Annotated in this window: 1 protein-coding gene; it reads right to left on the bottom strand. The window is 66.0% G+C overall.

Going from position 1 to position 1506, the window contains the following annotated elements; translation table 11 throughout:
* Positions 1-1442, bottom strand: a 1442-nt coding sequence (gene tssI / locus BLW01_RS18245) for a type VI secretion system tip protein TssI/VgrG (RefSeq protein WP_092572456.1), incomplete at its 3' end; no start/stop codon positions are given.
* Positions 1443-1506: the final 64 nt, after the last annotated feature.

The following is a 1506-nucleotide window of genomic DNA, read 5'->3' as shown; positions in this document are numbered from 1 at the left end:
GTGCGGGTCTTGTGTTCGGGCAGCGCATAGGGCGGCGTGTTCACCGCATGGTAGGTGCGCCCGGTGATCAGCGGCTGGTCCGGGTCGCCCTCCAGGAAGGAGACGATCACTTCGTGGCCGATGCGCGGCAGGGCGATGCTGCCGTAGCCGCCGCCGGCCCAGCCCTGACTCACTCTTAGCCACGCACTCGCCGTGTCGTCGGGGGCGGCATAACGATCCCAGGGAAACTGGACCTTGACCCGCCCGTGGTCGTCGCAGTGGATGTCTTCGCCCTCGGGGCCGACCACGAAGGCCACCTGGGGACCATCGACGCGGGGTTTGGGATTGGGAGTCGCTCGCCAAGGGGCATCGCCGGGAATCAGCGTGACCTGGTTGTGGTAGCGGGTCATCCCGGCACTGTCTGATTGGGTGATACCGTCTTCTTCCAGCGCCTGGGGTTGCTCGCCGTAGTGCGTCACGCTAATGGCCTGCCAGTCGCGGTTGAGGGTATCGGTGTCGTGGTCGGTCAGGGTGAAGCGCCGGCCGGGGGCGAGTTCGGGCAGGTCGCTTTCTGCACTGGCGGTGATCGCCTCACGGCGCAGCTGCTCCAGACGAATGCGCGTAAACGGCTCGCCGGAGGCGTCCTGCTTGTAACGGCCGGGGTAGTCGTAGTGTTCGTACCCTTTATCAGCGACGCCTTGCTGGCCGTGCCCTGCAACATCATGGGCCTGGTACTCATGCAGTTGCGCATAGGCCGGATTCTTGAAGCTGTAATCCTTGAGCGTGGCGGACGAGCTCGCCACCCGGGCGGTGTGGCTGAGTCTGCGCACATGCCGCATGGGCGCCGTGCCACCCGCACGGCGGTGGTAAGTGCGTTCGCCGAGACTTGCCAGCACCTGCGGGTCGTCGGCAAACACCAGCCGGTGGGCGCCCTTGTCACTCGCCTCGAACTCATGAAAGTAAAACAGGCCCTCTTCGGCAGCCAGGCGTTCGATGAAGGCGAGGTCGGTCTCGCGGTACTGCACGCAGTATTCGCGCACGTCGGGCTCGCGGGTGACGGCGAAAGCGACATCGCGGAGACCGCGCTCCTCGCACAGGGTGCGGATGATGGTCAGCGGCGAGACGTGCTGGAAGATACGCGAGTTGTGGCGCAACGACAGTCGCCACAGGGCGGGTCGCAGGGTCAGGGTATAGAACGTATGGTGATGGCCGCGATCGCCGATGCCGAAGGCGCTGACGATGCCCGCGATCCGGCGCAACGGCTCGCCCTGTTGCCAGAGCGTCAGGGTCATCTCGCGGTCGAGGAAGGCCGCGGACGCGAGGCCGCCATCGCGGCTGGCGGCCGTGATCTCGAGCGTGAAGGGGTGCGAAAGCTGCTCGGTATGGGTGAAGTCGACGACGACCAGTTCCCCGGCCGGGGCGCCGGCCCCCTCGAGTGTAAACTGTAGACCGGTCTGGGCCATGAACAACGCCTCCCTGCGTTGACCGAATGGGACTCAAGGCCGTCCTTCCATGGACGAGCGGCAC

The organism is Aidingimonas halophila (assembly GCF_900106955.1).
Taxonomy (GTDB): Bacteria; Pseudomonadota; Gammaproteobacteria; order Pseudomonadales; family Halomonadaceae; genus Aidingimonas; species Aidingimonas halophila.
Note: the sequence above shows the minus strand (reverse complement) of the source record. Positions and strands in the feature narration are given on the sequence as shown.